Source organism: Kiritimatiellia bacterium (assembly GCA_028715905.1).
In the GTDB taxonomy this organism is placed as follows: domain Bacteria; phylum Verrucomicrobiota; class Kiritimatiellia; order JAAZAB01; family JAAZAB01; genus JAQUQV01.
The window spans coordinates 45,884-62,034 of record JAQUQV010000002.1 but is presented as its reverse complement, the minus strand read 5'-3'; the positions used below and the strand labels follow the sequence as shown (position 1 = coordinate 62,034).

The 16,151-nt window shown below is 50.7% G+C and carries 11 protein-coding genes; 2 read left to right on the top strand and 9 right to left on the bottom strand.

All coding sequences use genetic code 11. From position 1 onward, the window contains the following. Positions 1-19: 19 nt before the first annotated feature. The gene (locus PHP98_00965; GenBank protein ID MDD5482210.1) at positions 20-739 is read right to left on the bottom strand and encodes a hypothetical protein; all 720 of its coding nucleotides are present in this window, start codon (positions 737-739) and stop codon (positions 20-22) included. Positions 740-870: 131 nt separating this feature from the next. Here PHP98_00965 and aroC point away from each other — a divergent pair, with 131 nt between their 5' ends. Beyond that, complete coding sequence (aroC, locus tag PHP98_00960) at positions 871-1,953, top strand: chorismate synthase (protein ID MDD5482209.1); 1,083 nt, start codon at positions 871-873, stop codon at positions 1,951-1,953. A 29-nt stretch (positions 1,954-1,982) separates the two neighbouring features. Here the strand turns inward: aroC and PHP98_00955 are convergent, their stop codons facing one another. Both PHP98_00955 and PHP98_00950 read right to left on the bottom strand, forming a co-directional pair. Next, positions 1,983-2,699, bottom strand: coding sequence for a nucleotidyl transferase AbiEii/AbiGii toxin family protein (locus PHP98_00955; GenBank protein ID MDD5482208.1), 717 nt, complete (start codon positions 2,697-2,699; stop codon positions 1,983-1,985). 86 nt (positions 2,700-2,785) lie between these two features. Further along, positions 2,786-3,322 carry a hypothetical protein gene (locus PHP98_00950; GenBank protein ID MDD5482207.1) on the bottom strand — a complete coding sequence of 179 codons (537 nt, stop codon included), beginning with the start codon at positions 3,320-3,322 and terminating at the stop codon, positions 2,786-2,788. 296 nt (positions 3,323-3,618) lie between these two features. Here PHP98_00950 and PHP98_00945 point away from each other — a divergent pair, with 296 nt between their 5' ends. Next, on the top strand, positions 3,619-3,795 hold the full coding sequence (locus PHP98_00945; GenBank protein ID MDD5482206.1) for a hypothetical protein: 177 nt from the start codon (positions 3,619-3,621) through the stop codon (positions 3,793-3,795). A gap of 169 nt (positions 3,796-3,964) precedes the next feature. Here PHP98_00945 and PHP98_00940 read toward each other — a convergent pair whose 3' ends face one another. The 6 genes from PHP98_00940 to PHP98_00915 all read right to left on the bottom strand — a co-directional run bounded on the left by PHP98_00940 (position 3,965) and on the right by PHP98_00915 (position 15,773). Further along, complete coding sequence (locus tag PHP98_00940; protein MDD5482205.1) at positions 3,965-5,347, bottom strand: saccharopine dehydrogenase family protein; 1,383 nt, start codon at positions 5,345-5,347, stop codon at positions 3,965-3,967. Between the two features lie 10 nt (positions 5,348-5,357). Further along, positions 5,358-6,362: a RhuM family protein gene (gene rhuM, locus PHP98_00935; protein ID MDD5482204.1), complete on the bottom strand. Its 1,005-nt coding sequence runs from the start codon at positions 6,360-6,362 to the stop codon at positions 5,358-5,360. A gap of 189 nt (positions 6,363-6,551) precedes the next feature. Then, complete coding sequence (locus PHP98_00930; protein MDD5482203.1) at positions 6,552-7,649, bottom strand: carboxynorspermidine decarboxylase; 1,098 nt, start codon at positions 7,647-7,649, stop codon at positions 6,552-6,554. A gap of 296 nt (positions 7,650-7,945) precedes the next feature. Continuing rightward, a complete protein-coding gene (locus tag PHP98_00925) occupies positions 7,946-9,244 on the bottom strand; it encodes a right-handed parallel beta-helix repeat-containing protein (GenBank protein MDD5482202.1) in 1,299 nt (432 codons plus the stop codon). A 20-nt stretch (positions 9,245-9,264) separates the two neighbouring features. Then, positions 9,265-11,784, bottom strand: a complete 2,520-nt coding sequence (locus PHP98_00920; GenBank protein MDD5482201.1) for a hypothetical protein — start codon at positions 11,782-11,784, stop codon at positions 9,265-9,267. Between the two features lie 674 nt (positions 11,785-12,458). Further along, complete coding sequence (locus PHP98_00915; GenBank protein ID MDD5482200.1) at positions 12,459-15,773, bottom strand: beta-galactosidase; 3,315 nt, start codon at positions 15,771-15,773, stop codon at positions 12,459-12,461. Positions 15,774-16,151 lie beyond the last annotated feature (378 nt).

The window sequence follows — 16,151 nt, the reverse complement described above, 5'->3', positions numbered from 1 at the left end:
CGCATAAAAAACGACCGGATCAGCTTGTCGTTCCTGCCTGATAAAATTTCTGATAACTGCGGTCGCGCGCCTTCCACAAAACCGCCAGGGTTAATGAATAGGGCACGGTAACGATAATATAAAGCCATATCGGCACATCATGCGCCAAGCCGGCCAGCTCGTCCAGAAACATGGTCTGGTAGCGCCGGGCGGAAAAATTTGCCAAAACGACCGCCGCCAGAAGCGGAAGAGCCATAAAAACCGCGACCGTGCCGGCATAAATCCGGGATTCCAGGCGCTCTTTCTTCAAAGACAGGCGATTGAAAAAATCGGCGGCGATGATATTGCTCAAATAAAGAGAAACAATAACCGCCGCGGCCAGCGCGCCGACGTTAAACGTGAAAAAGGAAACATACGGCATGGCGCGCCACCAGCGCACAAACGGAAAAAAATATATTTCCAGCAGCGCCAGCAATAGCGCCAGCCCCACATGAAAATTCCAGCCGGAGCTTATTTTTCCGGCACGCAGTAAAGTCAGCAGCCCCCAGCAATAAAACGCAATTCCCAGAAAACAGGCCGGCAGGCGGATGTTGGCAAAAAACTCAAACTTCGCCTGGCTCAAAAACAAAACCGCGGCCAGCGCCAGCCCCCAGAACATGCGCGAAAATCCCCTGCCAAGGCTGATAAAATCAATCGTTTCTATATCTTCCCCGCCTTTTCCGGCAGCAACTATCCCTTCGCCCGGCGCATCATGGTTCATAATTCCACTTTCAAAATTGCGTTTTTACCGCCGATTTAGAATAGCGTATTAAAAGTCATCGTCAATAGCCGGTTTTTGCAGTTGAATAAAAAAAATGTTTGTATTATTCTTGCCCGCAGAAAGGTAAAATCATGTCAAACACTTTTGGAAAAGTTTTCCGGGTAACAACCTTCGGTGAATCCCACGGCCCGGCCCTGGGCGCGGTCATTGACGGATGTCCCTCAAGGATTCCAATTTCAGAAAAGGAACTGCAAAACCAGCTTGACCGGCGGCGTCCGGGGCAAAGCAAGCTGACCAGCCAAAGGCAGGAAGCGGACCGGGTAAGCATTCTTTCCGGAATAGAAAAAGGGATGACGACCGGCGCGCCGATCGCGCTTTTAGTAGGCAATACCGACGCGCGCTCTTCTGATTACAAACGTTTCTCAAACGTTCCCCGGCCGGCGCACGCCGACCTGACTTACCTTTTAAAATACGGCATTTTGGCGGCCAGCGGCGGAGGACGGGCCAGCGCGCGCGAAACCGCGGCGCGCGTCGCCGCCGGAACGGTGGCGGAAAAATTGCTCGCCGTCAGACACGGCGTGCGAATCACGGCCTGGGTAAGTTCGGTCGGCCGAATCGCGGCGCCGGATTTAAGCGCCGCGCCGCCCGCCCGCGCCGCCGTGGATAAACACGCGGTCCGTTGTCCTGACGCAAAAACCGCGGAAGAAATGGAAGCTGAAATAGAAAAAGTCCGCGCCGCCGGCGATTCCATCGGCGGAATAATCACCTGCCTCTGCCGGCCGGTCCCGGCCGGCTGGGGCGAGCCGGTGTTTGACAAACTGCCGGCCCTGCTGGCGCACGCCATGTTATCCATACCGGCCGCAAAGGGCTTTGAAATCGGGTCGGGGTTCGCCGCGGCACAAATGCGCGGTTCAGAACATAACGACCTCTTTGTCAAAAAGGGGAAACGCCTGGGAACGCTGACCAACAACAGCGGCGGCATCCAGGGCGGCATCAGCAACGGCGAGCCGGTTTTCTTCCGGGTGGCCTTCAAGCCCGCGGCAACCATCGCCCGAAAACAGCGCACGGCTGATTTTAACGGCCGCCCGGCCCTGCTGGAGGGCAAGGGCCGGCACGATCCCTGTGTTGTTCCGCGGGCCGTGCCGATTGTTGAAGCAATGACCGCCCTGGTCCTGGCCGACGCCGCCCTGCGCCATATTCCGCCGGCAAAATGACGGCCGGCCGCCCGCCAAAATATTCCATATCAGCCGATGGGTTTCAGCAGGGATTCCAGATTTTCTTTTGTAATCAAATCCACGTCTCTCTGCTCTTCCAGGAACGGACGAATATCTTGCCTCACCTGGTTGATATTCAATTTGCCGATCTTGTCGCGCACGAGATCTTTCCACTGGCCGCTTTTAAATGCGCTTTTGCCCTCAGTCTGATCCAGCGCATTCTGCAACAACAAAAGATTTGGCTCAGGCTGCGGCCGTTGCGCCCGGTACCAGAGAAAGTCATACCAGTCCCTGCCCTTGCAATGCTGGCGCGTAATCAACGCGTGCAGTTTGCCGGCCATAAGCGACGGCAGGTCATAACATCTGACCACAAACATCCGATGACGTTCAATAACCTGATTCCGGGTCTGCGCCCCGCCCGGGGGGCGCGTATCAATCTCCAGTTTGATTGATAGTTTCTGTTGGACCATTGCGGCCAGTCCAACATCTTTGAGAACTTCGCCAATCTTGATCCAAGCTACGTGGACTGTCTTGCGGTCATTCAAAGTAACCGTGGCGTCGAGGCTGGCAAGCTGAAGATCCCGCTTTGTTTTGCTCAACCATTTCTCGGGGAAATAGTTATCTTTGGAATCAAGCGAGAAATCCAAATCCTCAGAAAATCTCGGCAATCCGTATAAAAATCTCAACGCCGTGCCGCCGACAAAAGCGATGCATTGGAAAGCTTCGCTTTCATGAAACGAACGCATTACCAGCACCTGCAGATATTCCCGAAGCACATTAAGGCGCTGGGCGGGATCTGCGATATTTCTGGTCAGACTGATAACCTCGTCTTTCATAATTCCTTTGCCCCTTCCATCTCCGCTTTAACATATACCCGCCAATTCTTGACAGCCCGGAGAAGACGGGACGATTGATACAATTCCGCATATTTTTCCAACTTCTTCCGTGACACGATTTCAAAGTTCTGGAATCGCATGCTGGCCATACGTTCTGTTGTCCACTCCCTGTTTTCAATATGCCAGAGATCCAGCAGGGCTTTCTCGGGAACGGCGATCAGAACCTTTTGGCCATCTATGTCTACGGTTTGGTAACCGGTAAAACAATCCGGTTTGATATGTTTGTATTGAAAACTTCCGAACTCATTCTTAAATAACCGTGGCACACGCGCGGTTGCGCTTGTGAACAAAACAACCTTCTCCGGAATCACTCCGTAATATCCCAGCGCCCAGTGAAAACTCAGGTACGATGGTGTGTAAATCCGGTTCGCCATTACTGCCGGATTCGGATTCACCTTCCGGTACAGCTCGCCCAACACATACATGCCGCGCCGAAGGGAAATAATTTTTCGCTGTCTGATCAGGCGGGACAACTGCATGCGCAAGGATTGCCTCGGCTCTCCCGCGAGTTGCACAATCGCTGCCAGGTCAAAATGCGGCATCTCCCTGACAGCCTTAATAAGCTCTCCAAATCTCATAATCATTAATATACATTATTGTATATTGTTGTAAATAATATTTTTATAATTTTATCCCCCCGCAAATCCGCAGGGAATAATTATTTGACAAGGGGGAATTAGATTTAACGTCATGCGTCCATAGTCATGAATATTCTTCCTATACAGCGCCCTGCATCCGGAACGGCTCCAGCGCCAGTTTGAACAGACCGTTGACCTGCTTAAAACCGGCCATGCTGGCGATTTTCCAGGAAATCCTGCGCGTCAAAATCAAGCATCGCATTCCGGGATTTGAGACCGGTGATTTTGTCAAAGCGCTTGAACATTTTCCAGAACCGGTAATCCCGTATGAACGCCGGCGGCGCGGATACATCAGCGCGGCTATTTAGCAATCCGCAGAAAAGAATCGACAGGATTACAGGATACTTTTTTATCCTGTAAATCCACTATTCCTCAGTTGGTCAACTGCCTGACTTTTCTTTTCACCTCAACTTTGACAACCCCAAAGTTGATTAAGGCGCTCTTTATATTCCATCACGTTAGAATATCGCGCGGTTTTTATCTGCCGAATCCGTATATTTTTTTCTTCTTTTGTTGCGCGGTTCCGGAAACAGGCCCCACGGCAATCATCGGGTTGGCGGCAGAGACGGTAACCGTTGCGGTAGATTTCTCAAGTTCATTTTCTATCTTGCCGACTGTGCCGTTAAACGAATCCCTGCTTCCGGGCTTGATTTCCCTGACGTCCGTGGGCAGGCCGATCTTGTCAAGTATCGCAATGAAGGGATCGGGATTCAGTTCTTCCACGTTCACCATGGTTTTCGGGTCCCAGACGCCCCTGGCCACGAGCATGGCCGCGGCCACCGGCGGCACGCCGGCCGTGTAACTGATGCCCTGGGATTCTACCTCGCGATAGCATTTCTTATGGTCCGAAACCTGGTAAATGAAAACCTCCCGTTTCTTCCCGTTTTTCCATCCCCTGACAAAATTGCCAATACAGGTTTTGCCGGTGTAGCTGGGCGCGAGCGTCTTCGGGTCCGGCAAAAGCGCCTTGACAACTTTCAACGGCACGACTTTTTGCCCCGCGCCGAGCGTTACCGGCAGATGTGAAAGCAAGCCGAGCGTGCGGAGCACGGTAAAAACATTGATGTAGTGGTCGCCGAATCCCATCCAGAACCGGATGCTGTTGGCGTCAATGTTTCTGGAAAGCGAATGCAGTTCGTCGTGCCCGTTCAGGTAAATCGGCTGGGGACCGACGACCGGGAAATCGTAAACGCGCTTGACGGAGTGCGTGGGATATTGTTTCCAGCGCCGGTCAATCCATGTCCAGACTTTGATAAACTCGCGGAAATTAATCTCCGGGTCAAAATTGGTGGCAAAATATTTGCCGTGGCGGCCGGCATTGACATCCATGATGTCAATTGTGTCAATTTTGTCAAAATAATGTTTCGCCGCCAGGGCACAATAGGCGTTGACCACGCCCGGATCAAAACCGACGCCGAGAATGGCGGTCAGACCATTTTTCCGGCAGCGGGCTTTGCGCTTCCATTCGTAATTGGCGTACCAGGGCGGGTTTTCGCAGACTTTGTCAGGTTCCTCGTGAATGGCGGTATCCAGGTAAACCGCGCCGGTTCCCAGGCATGCCTCCAGAACCGACATATTGACAAACGCATTGCCAAGGTTGATGACAATCCCGGCCCGGGCGGCCTTGATCAACCGCATGGTCGCGGAAACGTCAAGCGCGTCAAGCCGGCGGGAATAAAGCTTTTTTGACTTGTCCTTGACATGATTTTTCCTCTTAACGCTCTGGATGATCGCATCGCATTTGGATTGCGTGCGCGACGCGATGCAGATATCGCCGAGCAAATCGTTATGCATGGCTGCCTTGTGGGCCGCAACATGCGCCACCCCGCCGGCGCCTATGATAAGTATGTTTTTTTTCATAATTTCCTTTTCAAACATTTCCTCTATTAATCAGATTCACCAACACTTTGACGATGATATCCTTGTCCTTCGGCTTGCTTTCCGCGATCAGGAGTGTAAGCGCGACGAGCGCATTATCTGCGATGCGTTTGGTCCCGTCTTTCCGGTACAGAATCCGGTTAGCGTCCATGAACCAGACGAACAAGAAGGCGGCAATCCGTTTATTGCCGTCGGCAAAAGAATGGTTCTTGATCACGAAATATAAAAGATGAGCCGCTTTTTCCTCAATACTTGGGTAAAGCTCGTGCCCGCCGAAAGTTTGATAAATGGCGCCAAGCGAACCTTTAAAGGACGCGTCTTTCTCCTGACCGAAAAGCCCGCCACCAAACGGCGACTGTTCCGCCAACTTTGCAATGGCTTTCTTGGCCAACTCGTATGTCATAACAAAAGACGTTGTCAAGGTGGTGTCACGAAACGCCAATTGCCGATGGTCATACTGATCAAGAAGCGACAGAGCCAACGAGTAGTTGGCAATGATCTTGAGCAGACCTTCTGCTTCGTTACCTGCCAATTGCCGGTCTTGCATGATCCGGCCCATCAGGTCAACGGCTTCTTGTAGTTCTTTGAATCGCGTTGCCTGTTCACGCAGTCTCTTTTCGTTGACCGTATATCCTTTAAGAATATGGTCTTTGAGGACTTGCGTTGCCCATATGCGGAACTCCGTGCCACGCCGGGAGTTAACCCGGTAACCGACTGAGATGATCATGTCCAAACTGTACATCACCACGGGTTTATCTGACCCGGCAATATGCATTTTTTGCATATTGCTTTGCGGATGCAACTCTCCTCCTTTGAACACGTTATGAATATGACGCGAAATGACCGATTGATCCCTCTGGAACAGATCAATCATTTGGGACTGTGTCAGCCAGACGGTCTCTTGATGCAGGTTGACTTCCAGGCTGGTCCGCCCATCCTTCGCCCGGTAAATAACGATTTCTCCTCTCGTCTCCCCATTCTGCATGTTCGTCTGCATTATTTCCTTCTCCAAACGTTAAAGATCACCCACTACTGGAAGCGCGCCCAGCGCGCTGGAGACAGTCTGGCAAAACATCTGTTTTGTGTGTTTCTTTATGCCGAAACTCAGAAGTGCTTCTCGATTAACTGAATTGATTCGTTGATTTCCTCCTGCGTACCGAAGCCGAGAGAAATTTCAAATTCCTTTTTATGACAGACTGGCAACATAATCCTTGTATCCAAAACTTCTGACCGTAGTAAATGTTCCATCCAGCCTTCTCACGCAAATGGCCGGCATGGGCAGGCCGTTGAACCAGTTCTTTTTGACCATTGTGTATCCGGCCGCGTCCGCGATGCGGACAATATCGCCGGACTTCAGCCTTCTCGCAAGGCGGTATTGGCCGAACACGTCTCCCGCCAGGCAGGAACGGCCGGCAATCATGCACTGGAAGCGTCCCCGCCCCGGGGCGGCAATCCGCGCGCTGGTCCGATAAACCAGGTGGTCCAGCATGTGCGCCTCGGTGGAAGCATCCACGACGGCGATGTCAATTTTATTGCGCACAACATCCAGCACCGTCGTTACCAGCTCGGCGCAGCCGGCAATAACCGCCTCGCCCGGCTCCAGATAAACCTGCACGCCGAACCGCTCGCTGAATTTTTTCAACAGGCGGCAGAATTTTTCAAGCGGGTATTTCCGTCCGGTAAAGGTTACCCCGCCGCCCAGGCTGACCCATTCCAGTTTCTCAAGGAAACCGGCATAATTGCGCCCGATGAAATCCAGGGCCGCCGCAAAATTTTTAAAGTCGCCGTTCTCGCAGTTAAAATGAAACATCGCGCCGCTGACAAGGCGGGATACCCGCATCAATTCGCGCCGGTCCCTGACGCCCAAACGCGAATATTTACGGGCCGGGTCGGCCAGATCGTAATGCGAATAACTGATTCCCGGATTGATCCTCAGACCGATCTGCGGACCGCGCGCTTCGGCTCCATGGGCTTCAAGCTGGGAAACCGAATTAAAGATGATTTTATCGGCGAATTCAGCGGCGGCCTTGACGTCCTCCCTGGAAAACCCGACGCTGTAGGCGTGCGTTTCCCCCCCGAATTTTTCATACCCCAGGCGGGCCTCAAAGAGCGAACTGCTCGTGGTGCCGTCCATGTATCTGCGCATCAGGGGAAACACGCTCCAGGTTGAAAAACATTTAAGCGCCAGCACGGACTTTGCGCCCGAATAGGCGCGCACCCGCCGGATGATTTTAAGATTCCCGAGCAGTTTGCTTTCGTCTATCAGATAATACGGCGTGTTCATCACAAATCCCCCGCGCTTCGCGCTTTATTAGACCGCTGGAGGAGCCCCGCTGAGGCGAATTATCGCGCCAGCGGGGTGGCGCCCCTACAGGTTCATCATCTTCGCAAAACTGTCATATGCCTGCCCAGCTGCAGGCCAACCACGCGCTGTGCGTGGCCAGGTTTTAAACGGAATGATCCAAGGCGGCAGGCCGCCATCCGAAAATTTCCCGGCAAATATTCCCCGCGTCCCGTTCGCCGGCGTTATTCTCTTTTTCATCGTTTGGGCAACACGCCCTTTAGGCTTGCCATCAGGTTTTATCGCACGCCGTAGACGACGCCGTGATAGATGCGTTCATAGGCGCCCATGTCCACCCGGCCGTAGCGGATGCGCGCGGCGCCGTCCAGATCAACCGCGTTCGTCATCCATTCCTGGTTCGTGCCGGCATTGACGCAGGGAGAATCCTGCGCCAGTCGAAAATTATTATTGTCCTTATCCGCGAGCTGTGGATCGGACTCAATATTACCGGCGTAATAATATCCCTCGATTCCACTGGTCGGAAAGGTGTTAGTGGGCGCAATGCAGCTGTTGATTATTTGGTAAGAACCTTTGCCGTTGGAATTAAAATAAACATTACTATCAGACGATCCCACATTGAAATAACTGACGACATTTTCAATACAACCGGTATATGTAGAAGCAGCATAAAGATAAATTCCTCCAGCCTTATTACCTACTATTGTGCAATTCTGAACTTTTCCCCCTGTATTATAGATAGACACTGCATGCTGGCCCATGTTGCCATAGATTAGCGAATTACGCAAAACCGCATTGTCCTTCAAGGCCACGCCGCTGCCTATTAGATAGGTGCCGACAACTTCATTACTATAAATTTCACAATTATTAATGGAACTAGTAGATTCAAAAGTATGTATTCCGCCGCCCGTAACTTCATTCCCTGTTTTTCCCTGGTATACCGTGTTTTGAGCAACGACACAGCTCGCAACTATACCGCGTCGCAGAAGAATTCCTCCGCCATAGCAGTTATAGTTAATGTTCCCAATAACTTCACAATTGGTCATAACTCCACGCCAGACATAAGCCCCACCCCCGCTGGCCAGACTGCCAAACGTATTGGTAGCCACGCACCCTGTTATCCGACAATTTTTAACAGTATTACTGACATCGTTGGCCATATAAACACCACCGCCTGAAGTTGCACATCCGTTAGTAATCGTAAACCCATCCAACGTCTTCGCACCGCCACCCGATAAGAGATAAAAACATCCCCCATAGGTGTTCGTCGGCATCCCGTATCCTCCATCCACAATCGTTGCCTCCCGGCCTTTGACCCCGCGGATTGTCAGGGCGTTGGTTATCAGCACCTGGTTGGTCAGATAATACGTGCCGTTGGAGACTAGCACCAGTCTTGGTTCGTCGTTGGTCATGGCGGCATTGACCACGTCAATAATATTTGTTCCGGCCGTGGCCCAGTTGGTGTAGGGATCAACAGCGCCGGTCCATCCCGGCGTCCCGTTCGTCACCACGTAATGCATGGCCCCCGGACAGGCCGCCGCAACCAAAAGTCCCATCGCAACCAGTAATAATCTTTTCATCGTCAACCTCCATCTTTATGTCAATTCATCCGGAACTCCAGGATACGAACATCGCCCGGCGGAACCGTTATTTTGACCTCGGCCTCATTACCCGTTTTCCGCATCTCCAGCTTTTCTCCCTTGACCCATTCCGCGATTTTCTTCACCTCCGGGCCGCCGGCCGCCTTGTTCAATGTTACCCGCACATCGGCCTTTTTTGTATCATCAATCATTTCCTTTTGTCCACCCTTTTTGAGCACCCCCTCATTGTTGATCAGCGTTACCACCCAACCCCTGCTGCTCCTGTTCACCAAAACTTCCACATTTCCTTCCCACCGGACCGGCAACAATTCATCCCGCAGATGTCCCATCAGGTAGCCGAACATATTCAACATCCGATTGCGACTTCCAACTTCATACAAGTAATCAGGCGCGGTCAGGATCACGCGGCCCTTGCCGTATTCGTTCATAGTCGCCAACGCGTCTTTTTTGTTATCGCCGTCCGCGCGAATGATCAAAGGGGTTGCGCTTATCGGTTTCAGTCGCCGATATCCGAACGATTTCCGCTCGGCTGCCGCCTCTCCATCCAACAGGCTGTACCATATTCGACCTTCGCCGCGCTCGTTCAATATTTTGCATCCAAGAAATGCCTCGGGCAATGTTCCGTCGCTGATCTGTGCGGCATTTATCAACAATGTGCCGCCCTCGCTGACGTAGTCCAGCAGGCGCTGCGCAAACAATTTGTCCAAATCAACATTACCTACCAATAACAGAGTTCTATACGTCTTCAAAGTCTCCAGTCTGGCATTGTTCGTAAGCACATCAAACATATCGCCATAAGGAGAAGTCACCATCGTATGTCCTTCACTTCTGACATTGTCCTCCCAGGGAAACAAGGAGTTATTAACGGCTCGCATCATATAATCGCCTTCCGTGTAGGGCAAAATCCCCAAGATTCTATTCCTTGCGTAATTCAGTATGAATCCATGATATCGATCAAAGATCAAACCCACAGGCGTATAAGCCATGCCGCGGTCATGTTTTTTGACAATATTATCATATAATTCTTTACGGATTTCGCCGGCCGGCGACAGATAATAGTGTTTATCTCTCATAACTTTCACCAATGGATCGGTTTTATCGATATGGCGCCAATCATAAAGCGCCACATAAGTTGAGAGACGTTCGTTTTTACCAGGATATGGTTCGAGATCGTGTTCATCTCTGATCATATTGACGCCCGACATGTACGCGGCGAACAATTGCCGCCGTTGCAGCGAGAGAGATGTTCCGCTGTATGGCCCGAATTTTGTTCCCCTCCGGCATTCCGGAGAAAGGCACCCCGAATAGCTCATTGCCGAATCGCCCGCGACTCCGGCGGCATATAGCGCCAGATATGTCCGCCACGGCTTTCTGTATTGCCGCGCCGCCCCGCGCGAGAACGCGAGCTGCATGGGCGTGCATACAATTCCTGAAGCGCCGAGTTCCTCGCCGCTGTACGGGGCCCCAAGCTCCAATATCCAGTGATCCAGATAGGTTGCCGTCCCGCAGGATGTCCAGGGGCGGAATACCAGATGGGTAAGCGCCCAACTCCTGAAATAAAACATATTAATATTGGTATTAATGGTTGAATTGAAATAGGCGGCCGTAAATCCCAAAAATGCTTCCTGCCGGGTGCGCGGATATGGCAACCCCATTGCCATCCAGCATCTTTCGCGAGCTTTGTTGCCGAAACATTCATCGGCCATGAAACCGGCAAACCTGTCGCCGTACTCCTTTAAAAAACGACGGCAAACCGACGGAGCGATATCCAGAGGCCCAATCTCTCCGTACACGGCGAACGGCCTGTCTGTTTCATGCAGGGCACGATATATCACGGACTGTGGGTCAAAAAAATCGTATTCAAAATTAGTAATCTTATAAGGATATTCTCTGATGATCGGAGAGCTCCCGATCCGCATCAACGAATCCTTTATAAAGGGCTCATCTTCCAAGCCGACCTTCTGCCAAAATGACGGATAATAACATATGTCAAACCAGAAATCCTTTCCCAGAATCTGACGATTTGTCCAGACTTCAGGCAAGTCATAGCCGCCCCGCGCCGCGTCAGACGTCAAAAAGATATTTCCATCAGGCTGTTTCGCCCCGGGCGCAGCCGCCATGGGGCCAAAACTCCGGCGTACGAGTTTAACATCTAAGGCCGCTTTGCGATCTTCCAATTCCGATACCTTTGTGTTTGTCGCGTAAAATTCACTTATTGACAGGCCTCCCTTTATTTTAACCGCCGCCGCCAGTTTTTGCATATCATCCAAAAGCCCGGATTTTTCTTTTGCTATTTCATCGGATGCCGACAAATTGCCCGTGCTTTCAATCAAACTCTCCAGGTGACGCAAGGAGAGTTCCCTGAAAATCCGACGATCCATCGCCGCCTTTTGATCCTCAACTTTAATCACTTCATCTATTGCCTCATGAAATTCTTCCGGGGATAAATCAGCCTTTGCCTTGAATTTTGACTCCAATCTGCGCGCCTCATTCAAAATGGCGTCCCTGTCGGCATTCATGGCATCCGCGACATATATCTTTTCGGTTTCTCTGATTAATATTCCCAACTTTTGCAGGATTACTGCCTGATATGAGCCGAAAATAAAACGGGCCGAATTGTACAAATCGTGAAAACTGTCGGACAAGATCGGCGGCCAAGAGCTGTATTCTTTCTTAGACGACACTTTTCTGCAAAAATGCCCGCGAAACATCGTTCCCTCATCCGGCTTAATTTTCAAATCGGCAAGCGGAATGGCCATTTCCACGGCCCATGTGTTATTACTTCCGATTGCGGATGCTGCTTTCTTGGCGGCGCGGACGCCTCGCGAGTTCATAATAAACTGGCGTGTGGTAGATTGGAGCTCCATGTTCTCGTTAAAATGGAATTCCGTTTCATCGTCGGCCGGATCCTGCGTTGGATTGTAACCATGGCAGAGTAACGCAACGTAAATATTCTCGCAATCACGCATAATGAATGCTTCCGTCTGGTCGGACGCGGCATTACTGGAACCTCCTAAATGCACAAACAGGCCCGCCTTTGCGCTGCCGCGCCATTCTTCACCTTTGATTTGCCCGTCAATTTCAGGCGCTGTCGCTCTGGGCACAATCAGTGTCTCTACGTTCGTCAAACCGGTTATAACCGTAAGCGGTAAAAATAAAGCCACCAAAAACGATTTGCTCATAACTTTCATCCTCATTTCCTTTCATCTATTGATCCAATGTTCCCCCTTCGTTTGACGGCAGATCGTTTATTTATTGAAGAGCCGGTGGCAACATCCATTGCGTGGATTCTCCAGCTGCCGGCCTTGTCACTCAACGCCAGCGGCACAATATCCGTTGCGGCGCCGTTCCTTACAATCAGGTTTCGGCTATAATGTTTTTGCGCGATACCGTCGGGATTTTTCACCGTTATCCGAACCACGTGACATCCGGGTGATTCGGTTTTTAACCTGACGCTATATTCAATATTTCCGCCAATGTCGGCTTCCTGTTGTACATTCAACATTATTAAATCTTTCGGCTGTTCTGAGGGAAACAATGCCCATAATCCGGCCATGCCGGGTTTCAATTCATCGCTGATTCTGTCCTGATATCCGAGATAGCGGCCTGCGCGGACATTGTAAACATGTCTTTTCTCGGGCAGGATTATCACCAAGCCCTGATTCTTAACCGCAGGCGAATGACTTCTCAACATCCCAACATACCGGGTGTCATGATCGCTAAATACAACCAGTTCCCCCTCATACAAATCGCCCTTGTCGGTTTTGACAGAAAATTCCGGCGAAATGCCTTTTTCGCTCAGTTTGCCTGAAAACCGATGCCGCTGTTCAATATCTCCGGATTTCCCCCTCTTATAGCCCCTGACTTTATCTCCGACTATTTCTACGCTGTTCTTTTGCCATTCCGCCCACTGCATATCAGGAACCAGGGGTTTCCCATGTTCGTCATAAATTCCGGGGATTGTGTCCGCAACGACATGGCCGCCAGATTTTGAAAAGGCCATAAGAGCGTCTCGTTCCGCTTCCGACAACGCTATTGAACTCGGAAGAATTATCAGTTTATATTTTTCTCGCGTCAATATTCCTTGCGCCAGTTGCTCATAGGAGATAAACCGATATTGATGACAGAGATCCTCCAGAATTCTGATGAAATCAAGCGCGCTGTCATTGGAATTTCCATGCTTTGCATAATACGTCGCCGCGTGCAGACTGGATTGGGAATACAGGATCGCAATACCGCCCGTATCGCGTTTGGCATTCAAGAGCAGTTTCCCGATCCCGCCTTTGATCTCCAGAACCTCCGTGGACGTTGCCTGAAGGACCGGGAAAGGCTGAAATGAAGTCGGGTTCATCGTATCCGAGCAGAAAATACCGTTGGCGGCGCGTTCAATCATATTATACCACCATACTGTGTTCATCTCGTGAAACAATGTATGCCACGGCTCCCAATGGCCGTATTCTTTAAAGCTTGTCAAATTCCGGTACCCGCCGCACCAACGTCCGGTAATGGATTTGTTTTTATGGAAAGATCTTAATATTTCGGTCTGAAGGTGATCGGGATAGACGCCCAGAAAATCTAAATTTTGCGACAATTGCCACCAATCATAACCGGTAAAACTGGTTGTGTTAAAAAGCCCGTCAAAACCCACCCGCGCATCAGGGGCATATTCTCTCGCCGCAGCGGCGCCAGCCTGATGAATGCCGAGAAATACGCGCTCCATAAAGAGTCTGAAATCAACCCACCGTGCCGGTTGATCGAGCGCGCGTGCTTCCGCCAGCGTAAGCGGCGTTATTTCATTCCACGTTTTATATCTGCTTCCCCACTCGGAGTTTAGAGCCTCAAGCCGAAGATACAGCGCCTTAAGATATTTCCTGAATCCTTCCATGCAATGCTTGGAAAAACACATCTCCACGTCATTCAACGATAAAAAATTTTCGTCACCCAGACAATAAGCCGGCGGCCCAAAAACGACTGCCTCGCGTACAAGCCGATGAATTCTTTCCTTTTCCATGGTGATGTATTCCGGATCGCTCAGACACGGCGTCCGTTCGTAATGAGTTTTGTCCGCAGCATTCTCCCTGTACATATCCCCGCGATATGACGTGATCCAAGGCACCGGCTGGATGCCCGCCAAAGCATTGACCCAGCACAACATCCACGGATTGTTCAGGGAAGCATGAGTATCCGCGAATACTTTTGTGTACGCCAGATTCATGCCAAGCGCGCGCATTTCCTTGCGGGCATAATACCAAGGGTATTCATTGAATCCATCCTCCATCGTTAGAAACCCGAAATCATCCGCGATATATGGAATTTTCACGGGAATGAAAATTTCCTTATGACTTACTTCGTGGCCGGCAGCGTCATTAAGAACCAGGCGTCCCTTCATCAAACAAGTCAAAGGGCTTCTCGCGTCAATTTTCGTTTGGATCAACTTTTGTCCCGGCGGAGCTTTCTGAGTTATCTCGCCGAGAAGTCTTTCATACATGTCCCATAATCGGACATTTAAATACAATTCCTTCCTGGTATTTCCCTCTAACATTGTAGAGAGGGACATACTGGAGCCGGATTCCACAATAGCCGGGGTGACGGCAACCGAACTTATTTGCGCGTCTCCTTTTATTTCAAAAACACAAGTTCCCCAATCGAGGTTTTTGCCTTCCTTTTTTAAAACGATATCGGCAAGGTATTTGCCGGGCGCCAGGCTTGGAAGGGCGATCTCGTTTTCCCAAATATCTTTTTCCCACGCGATTTCCCCGAGATCGTTGCGTATTTTCACGCATTGAACGGCACTTTTGGCGTTGTAATCGCCATCAACCACTATTCGTTGATTCTTGACGGTCCATACGACGCTCTTTGCCGGATTTTTGCCGGATGCCCAGAGCACTGCTTTTGCCGCAAGTGAAAAATAATAATCCACCTGCCATATTCTCCATGCAGGTTGCGCCGGCAATGGCGGAACAAAATAGGTGTTTTCAGAATTTCCACCCAAGGACAATATTGCCACGCGCCCCTTGCCGAATTGTTTAAGGCTCACGATTGCCATGGCGGCTTCTCTGTCGGATTTATATCCCTCGCTTCCATATAAGGCGGTGAAAGGAATTCCCGAGCAAACCCACGATGAATCGGTTTGTCCAACGGTCGGCGCGGATTGAATGACGCCAGGCACATAGTTTTTCATGCCGGAACCGGTGAAACCGATGACTAATCCAGTTCCTTTCTCAACCTTCTCCAAAATGATTGCCTGTATGTCTGAGGGGAATGCCGCCCAGCACATGCCCCCCATAATCAAAACATCATAATTATTTGTCAAAATATTCTTCAGGCGTTGAACCTGATCCTGTTGGCTGAAACCGGCAAACGCGCAGACCGGGGTGCCGTCGAACTCTGGTCCGGTTATTCCGCTGAGCCTAGTGCGTCCAAAAGAGCCGAAGGTGTCAAAGGCCATATCCAAACATTGCGCCAATTCCACGGTATCGCGGTGACACACGCGCGGCGCAAGCGCCAATGTTTTTACCTGTCCGAGACTCCAAGGTTTTGCCCATTCTGTATGTGGGGTTACGTAATTCGTAGACACCTCCTCGAATTCAGGCTCATATCCCGAATAATGTGGAGTGATATTGGGAAAATATTTTGTCCACACGCGCTGCCTCACATTGCCGCAAAAAGTATTCGCGCCAACCATTAACATCCCGAAAAATGTCAACAGGAGTGTTTTATATTGAGTGGACATGCAAGGCTCCTGATTCCTTGACAGCTTTGGCCGTCAAGGAATGTTTTTCCGAATGATTAATTTTCCGCCAGAGGCGGATATCTGCCTATGGCATGACGGGTTGGCATCGCCCAAAAGTTTGCGAAAGCCGAACCGGTTGTTTTTGCGATTTTC

Bases quoted from the DNA above. Each gene is read 5' to 3' on its own strand.
- PHP98_00925 (MDD5482202.1), bottom strand. From the start codon at position 9,244: ATGAAAAGATTATTACTGGTTGCGATGGGACTTTTGGTTGCGGCGGCC.
- rhuM (MDD5482204.1), bottom strand. From the start codon at position 6,362: ATGCAGACGAACATGCAGAATGGGGAGACGAGAGGAGAAATCGTTATT.
- PHP98_00940 (MDD5482205.1), bottom strand. From the start codon at position 5,347: ATGAAAAAAAACATACTTATCATAGGCGCCGGCGGGGTGGCGCATGTT.
- aroC (MDD5482209.1), top strand. From the start codon at position 871: ATGTCAAACACTTTTGGAAAAGTTTTCCGGGTAACAACCTTCGGTGAA.
- PHP98_00965 (MDD5482210.1), bottom strand. From the start codon at position 739: ATGAACCATGATGCGCCGGGCGAAGGGATAGTTGCTGCCGGAAAAGGC.
- PHP98_00930 (MDD5482203.1), bottom strand. From the start codon at position 7,649: ATGAACACGCCGTATTATCTGATAGACGAAAGCAAACTGCTCGGGAAT.
- PHP98_00955 (MDD5482208.1), bottom strand. From the start codon at position 2,699: ATGCGTTCGTTTCATGAAAGCGAAGCTTTCCAATGCATCGCTTTTGTC.
- PHP98_00920 (MDD5482201.1), bottom strand. From the start codon at position 11,784: ATGAATGCCGACAGGGACGCCATTTTGAATGAGGCGCGCAGATTGGAG.